The organism is Actinophytocola sp., assembly GCF_036002505.1.
Lineage (GTDB): Bacteria > Actinomycetota > Actinomycetes > Mycobacteriales > Pseudonocardiaceae > DASYTH01.
This window is the reverse complement of record NZ_DASYTH010000178.1, coordinates 1-6,099: the sequence shown is the minus strand read 5'-3', so window position 1 is coordinate 6,099 and position 6,099 is coordinate 1. Positions and strand designations below refer to the sequence as shown.

At 72.5% G+C, this 6,099-nt stretch carries 5 protein-coding genes and 1 pseudogene; 2 read left to right on the top strand and 4 right to left on the bottom strand.

Going from position 1 to position 6,099, the window contains the following annotated elements; genetic code table 11:
- Both VGR06_RS15060 and VGR06_RS15055 read right to left on the bottom strand, forming a co-directional pair.
- Positions 1-995, bottom strand: a 995-nt coding sequence (locus VGR06_RS15060) for an acyl-CoA dehydrogenase family protein (protein ID WP_327559692.1), incomplete at its 3' end; no start/stop codon positions are given.
- A gap of 3 nt (positions 996-998) precedes the next feature.
- The gene (locus VGR06_RS15055) at positions 999-1,961 is read right to left on the bottom strand and encodes an acyl-CoA dehydrogenase family protein (protein ID WP_327559691.1); all 963 of its coding nucleotides are present in this window, start codon (positions 1,959-1,961) and stop codon (positions 999-1,001) included.
- Between the two features lie 96 nt (positions 1,962-2,057).
- Here VGR06_RS15055 and VGR06_RS15050 point away from each other — a divergent pair, with 96 nt between their 5' ends.
- Positions 2,058-3,380 carry an alpha/beta hydrolase gene (locus tag VGR06_RS15050; protein WP_327559690.1) on the top strand — a complete coding sequence of 441 codons (1,323 nt, stop codon included), beginning with the start codon at positions 2,058-2,060 and terminating at the stop codon, positions 3,378-3,380.
- Here VGR06_RS15050 and VGR06_RS43900 read toward each other — a convergent pair.
- Together VGR06_RS43900 and VGR06_RS43895 are read right to left on the bottom strand one after the other, a co-directional pair.
- A complete protein-coding gene (locus VGR06_RS43900; protein ID WP_414637266.1) occupies positions 3,273-4,211 on the bottom strand; it encodes an acyl-CoA dehydrogenase family protein in 939 nt (312 codons plus the stop codon). The two genes, VGR06_RS15050 and VGR06_RS43900, sit on opposite strands and share 108 nt — an antisense overlap.
- Before the next feature lie 235 nt (positions 4,212-4,446).
- A pseudogene (locus VGR06_RS43895) lies at positions 4,447-5,349 on the bottom strand (acyl-CoA dehydrogenase family protein); the annotation flags it as partial.
- Positions 5,350-5,411: 62 nt separating this feature from the next.
- Here VGR06_RS43895 and kstR point away from each other — a divergent pair.
- On the top strand, positions 5,412-6,032 hold the full coding sequence (gene kstR, locus VGR06_RS15040; protein WP_327559689.1) for a cholesterol catabolism transcriptional regulator KstR: 621 nt from the start codon (positions 5,412-5,414) through the stop codon (positions 6,030-6,032).
- Positions 6,033-6,099: the final 67 nt, after the last annotated feature.

Below are 6,099 nucleotides of genomic sequence, written 5' to 3'. Positions count from 1 at the left end.
CCGTACCGCCCAACGACTTCCTCGAGCCGCCGGCCGACCCGCTGGATGCGGTCCGAGCCGAACACCTTGGTGGCCGAGGCATCCGCGATGTCCACCGGCCCGTCCACGGCGGCCACCTGCCAGTTCAGCAGCTCGTTGATCCGCACGGTGGCCCGGGCCTCGGCCAGCACGCGCCGCACCTCCGCCTGCTCGTGGACGCCGTGGCGCTGCGCCCAGTCCCGAACCCGTTCGTACAGCGCGGCGATCCGCCCGGCCGGCCCCAGCATCACCCGCTCGTGGTTGAGCTGGGTGGTGATCAGCCGCCAGCCCGCGTTCTCGGCGCCGACCCGCATGCCCACCGGCACCCGGACATCGGCGAAGTACGTGGCGTTGACATGGTGCGCGCCGTCACAGGTGATGATCGGGGTCCACGAGTACCCGGGGTCCGATGTGGACACGATCAGGATGGAGATCCCCTTGTGCCGCGGGGCGTCCTGGTCGGTGCGGCAGGCCAGCCAGAGGTAGTCGGCGTCGTGCGCGCCGGTGGTGAAGATCTTCTGCCCGTTCACCACGTAGTGGTCGCCGTCCCGCACCGCGGTCGTCCGGAGCGCCGCCAGGTCCGTGCCCGCCTCCGGTTCGGTGTAGCCGATGGCGAAATGCAGCTCCCCGCTGAGGATCCGCGGCAGGAAGTACGCCTTCTGCTCGTCCGTGCCGAACTCCTGCAGCGTCGGGCCCACCGTCTGCAGGGTCACCGACGGCAGCGGCACGTCCGCCCGCGCCGCCTCGTTGACGAAGATCTGCTGCTCGACCTCGCCGACACCCCGGCCGCCGAAGGAAACCGGCCACCCGACGCCCAGCCAGCCGGCGCGGCCCATCCGCCGCACCACCCGCCGGTACACCTCGCCGTGCCGGTCGGTGAGCATCACGGCGCGCTCCTCGGCGGAGAGCAACCCGGCGAAGTACGACCGCAGCTCGCCCTGCAGCTCGCGCTGTTCGTCAGTCAGTCCAATGTGCACTTCTCAGCGCACCGCCCCGAGGAACCGGACCAGATCCTTGGTCGCGGAGTAGTACCGGTGCAGGGGATAGCTGGCGTCGACCCCGAGTCCGCCATGCAGGTGGTGGCACAGCTGCAGCGCCGCCGGCGCCTCCTCGGCCAGCCAGTACCCGGCGATGCCGAGGTCCTCGTCCGGGTCCAGCCCGGCGCTCAGCCGCCAGCACGCCGACAGTGCGGCCAGGTGCACGGTGCGGGCGGCGACGTAGACGTCCGCGATCTGCTGGGCCACGGCCTGGAACGTGGCCAGCGGCCGGCCGAACTGCTGGCGGGTCTTGACATGCGTCGCGGTGAGGTCCAGCGCTCCGGCCAGCAGCCCGTCGCCGAGCGCGCAGGCCCCGGCGACCGCGAGCCGGCGCAGCGCGGCCGCGGCACCGAGCGGCTCACCCCGCGCGCGGTCGAGCCGCACGGTGAACTCGGGAGCACCGCTCGACGTGGGGGTCGGGATCAGCGATACTCCGGGGTCCCGCGGATCGACCAGGAACACCGCGTCCCCGGCGGCCACCAGGATCCGGTGCGCATCGGCCGCGTACCCCACGCCGGTCCGGATCCCGGACAGTGTCGCACCGTCCACAGTGGTCGAAGCGCCGAACGGCTCGTGCAGGGCCGCAGTGAGTACCCGGTCACCGGACGCCACCTCCGGCAGCAGCTCGTCCTGCTGCGCTTGGGACCCCAGCAGCACCACCGGCAGCACCCCCAGCGCCAGCGTGTGCAGCGCGGGCAGCGCCGCGGCGGCCCGCCCCACCTCGGTCAGCAGCACCGCGGTCTCCAGCACGCCGAGACCCTCGCCGCCGAGGCGTTCCGGAACCGCCAAGGCGAGGAGCCCCGCCCGGCTCAACGCCTTCCAGGCCGACTCTGCCGGCTCCCGGGCCAGGGTCTCCCGCGCGACGGCCGCGATCGTCCGCTGGGTGTCGTCGAGCGCGAAGTCCACACCGGCCTCCTCAACTGGAACGTGTTCTACTTTACCTCTCGCGGCCGCCGCGGCAAGCTCCTGGAACGAGTTCTCATCGCCCGTAGAATCAGCTCCATGAGCCACCTCCGGCTGCTCCGCCGCACCGCCCAGCTCGGCCTGACCGCGAACGCCCTGCGTCCGGCCGGCGGGCGTGCCTCGATCCCGGCGTTCTTCGCCGGCTGGCTCACCGCCGAGCTGGCCCCGCACCTGCTCGCCGCGCAGGCCGCCGGCACCCTCACGCAGCTGGCCCGGCAGCAGGTGCGCAGCCCCGGCGACCGGGCCGCGCTGGCCCTCGGCGCGCTGTCGATGGCCGGGCTCGGCGCGCTCATCGTGTCCGGCCACGGCGCCCGCACCGAGGTCGAGCACGCGCTGCGGGAGACCCTCGGCGAGGACTACCTCGAGGGGCTCGAGCGGGCGCCGACCGCCGCCGACCTGGCCACCCCGTGGCGAGACCTGGTGGTGCCGTTCCGGATGCGCAACCCCGAGGTCATCCGGCTGCGCAACGTGCCGTACGCGCCCGGGGGCCGGCGGTTCCAGCTCGACGTGTTCCACCACGAGCGGCGGCCGGCCGGACGGCCGGTGCTGCTGCACGTCCACGGCGGCGCGTGGGTGGTGGGAAACAAGGAGCAGCAAGGCATTCCGCTGATGCTGCACATGGCCGCCAGGGGCTGGGTGTGCGTGTCGGCCAACTACCCGCTCTCGCCGCGTTCCCGGTGGCCGGAGCACATCGTCGCGCTCAAGCGGGCGCTGGCCTGGATCCGCGAGCATGGCGCGGAGTACGGCGCCGACCCGTCGTTCGTGGCGGTCACCGGTGGCTCCGCCGGCGGTCACCTGGCCGCGCTGCTGGCGTTGAGCGCCGGCGACCCGGCGTTCCAGCCGGGGTTCGAGGGCGCGGACACCTCCGTCCAGGCCTGCGTGCCGCACTACGGCGTCTACGACTTCGCCGGCGACACCGGTACCCGGGCGACCGCGGACCGGCTGCGCTGGCTGGCGAAGACCGTGGTGAGCAAGGATCCCGTGCGCGACCGGGAGATCTTCCGCGCGGCGTCCCCGCTGGCCCGGGTGAGCGGCGACGCACCGCCGTTCTTCGTGATCCACGGGCACGACGACAGCCTGGTTCCGGTGCCGGAGGCGCGGGCGTTCGTCGACGCTCTGCGCGCCGTGTCGCCGAATCCGGCCGTGTACGCGGAGCTGGCCGGCGCGCAGCACGCGTTCGACCTCTTCCCGTCGATCCGCAGCGCACACGTGGTGCGCGGGGTGGAACGGTTCCTGGAGTGGACCTACCGCCGGTCACTCCCGGGGCAGGCCGAGCAGCCGCTCACCGATCACGTTCAGCAGAACCTGGGTGGTGCCGCCGGCGATGCTCAGGCAGCGGGTCAGCAGGAACTCGTGCAGTAGCGTGGGTTCCTCGCCGAGCAGATCGAGCGCGGCCTCGGCGACCTCCTGCCGGTGCCGCACCCCGATCAGCTTGCGCAGGCCGGAATCGGCGCCCGGCTCCTGCCCATTCAAGCGCCGCAGGGTGGCCCGGAGGTCTACAAGCGACACCGCGGCGCCCTGGGTGACCAGTGCGCCCAGGCGTTCCCTGGTGACCGGGTCGGGATCGGTGACCCGGGCGAGCAGCTTCTCCACGGCCTCGCCGAGCGAGGAGCCGCCGGACAGCGCCACCCGCTCGTTAGCCAGCGTGGCGCGGGCGAGCGTCCAGCCGTCGTTGACCTCGCCGACCACGCGGTCGTCCGGGACAAAGACCCCGTCGAGGAACACCTCGTTGAACCGGGCCTCGCCGGTGATCTCCCGGAGCGGCCTGATGTCGATGCCGGGAGAGCGCATGGCCACGAGGAAGTACGTGATTCCCCGGTGCTTCGGCGCGGTGGGGTCGGTGCGGGCCAGGCAGATCGCCCAGTCCGCCTCGCGGGCCCGGGAGGTCCAGACCTTCTGGCCGTTCAGCCGCCAGCCACCGTCCACTCGGGACGCCGTGGTGCGCAGCGCGGCGAGATCGGAGCCGGCGTCCGGCTCGGAGAACAGCTGGCACCACTCGATCTCACCGCGCAGCGTCGGCAGAACGAACCGCTCCCGCTGGTCTTCGGTGCCGTACTTGATGATCGTCGGCACCGCCCAGGCACCGATGACCAGATCGGGGCGGCGCACGCCGGCACGGGCCAACTCCTGGTCGATGATCAGCTGAGCCCGTGGGGACGCGTCCAACCCGTACGGCCGCGGCCAGTGCGGCATCAGGTAGCCGGACTCGGCGAGCCGGACTCGTTGCTGTGCGGGCGAAAGCGCGGCGATCTCGGAAGCGGTGGCGCGCATTTCGGGGTCGGTTTCGACGTCCAGGCTGAGGTCCCGGCGGGCGCCGGTGCGCGCGAGATCCGCGGCGCGCTGCCGGTGGCCGCGGCCGAGGGGTTCGGCGCAATGCGAGGGCCCGGCGCAGGTAGAGGTGCGCGTCGTGCTCCCAGGTGAACCCGATGCCGCCGAGCACCTGGACGCAGTCCTTGGCGTTGTCCACGGCGGCGTCCAGCGCGATGGCGGCGGCGGTCGCGGACGCCAAGCCGGTGCCACCCGCCCGGGCCGCGTCCCAGGCGACCGCGGCGGCCAGCTCGGCGCGGACGAGCATCTCCGCGCACAGGTGCTTGACCGCCTGGAAGGAACCGATCGCCTTGCCGAACTGGCGGCGTACCTGGGCATACTCGGCCGCGCTTCGTACGCACCAGCCGGCCACGCCCGCGGCCTCGGCGGCGGCCAGCGTGGCGGCGAGGTCCAGGACGTCTTCCGTGGCCAACCCCGGCAGGAGCCGGTCCACCTGGACCCGGTCGAGCGTCACCCGAGCTACCGGGCAGGAGGGGTCGGCGCTGTCCTGGCGGGTGCTCGTGACACCGGGCTGACCTGGGTCGACCACGAACCACGTGCCGGATGCGGACAGGATGAGGTGGTCGGCCATGGGCACCGGTCCGGTCGTTCCGCTCACCACGAGACCGTCCGGCTCGGTGCTGAGCGTGCCCGGGCTCAGGGCGACCGCGGCGGTGGCCGACCCGCCGGCGAGGGCGGGTACCAGCTCCTTGGCGACGGGCAGTTCAGGATGCCGGGCCAGCAGCAGCCCGGCCAGGACGGTCGGCAGTACCGGCCCGGGGACCAGCGCGAACGCCGCCTGCTCGAGCGCGGCGCACTGGTCGTCCAGGCCGCTGCCGGCACCGCCCAGCTCCTCGGGCAGGGCGATCCCGAACAGCCCCAACCCGGCCAGCTCCGGCCAATGCGCGCGCCAGGCGTCCGGCGCACCGGCCGCCATAGCCCGAACCGTCCCGATCGTCCCCGCCCGCAAGGTAGCGTCGGAGACGGCCCGCTGAACCGCCCGCTGCTCCTCGGTGATCGCCATCGCCATGAGGAGCTACTATAGAACGTGTTTCAGTTCCTGTGCCGAGACGAGGACCCGCCCGCATGACGTCGAAACCCCGCACCTCCGGCGGCAACGCGCTCAACGTGCTCACCGACGACGAGCTCGGCTCCGCGGCCCAACGCGACCGGCGCAAACGCATCCTCGACGCCACCATCGCGCTGGCGTCCAAAGGCGGCTTCGAAGCCGTCCAGATGCGCGCCGTAGCCGAACGCGCCGACGTCGCCCTCGGCACCCTCTACCGCTACTTCCCCTCCAAAATCCACCTACTCGTAGCCGGCCTAGCCCGCGAGCTGGAACGCGGCCAAGAGCGCCTGGAACGCACCACCCTCCCCGGCGACACCCCCTACGAACGTGTCCTCTCCATGCTCCACCGCGTCACCCGCGCCATGCAGCGCGACCCGCACCTGACCGAAGCCATGACCCGCGCCTTCATGTTCGCCGACGCCACCGCCGCCACCGAGGTCGACACCGTCGGCAAACTCATGGACCGCATGTTCACCCGCGCCATGCACCCCGGCGAACCCACCCCCGAAGACCTAGCCATCGCCCGCGTCATCACCGACGTCTGGCTCTCCAACCTCGTAGCCTGGGTAACCCATCGCGCCTCCGCCACCGACGTGGCCAACCGCCTCGAACTCACCGTCCGCCTCCTCCTGACCTGATCAGTCCCCGACGTCATGACGTCAGGACGAGGCGGTGCCGAGTGCAGCTCGGACATCGGAAACCTGA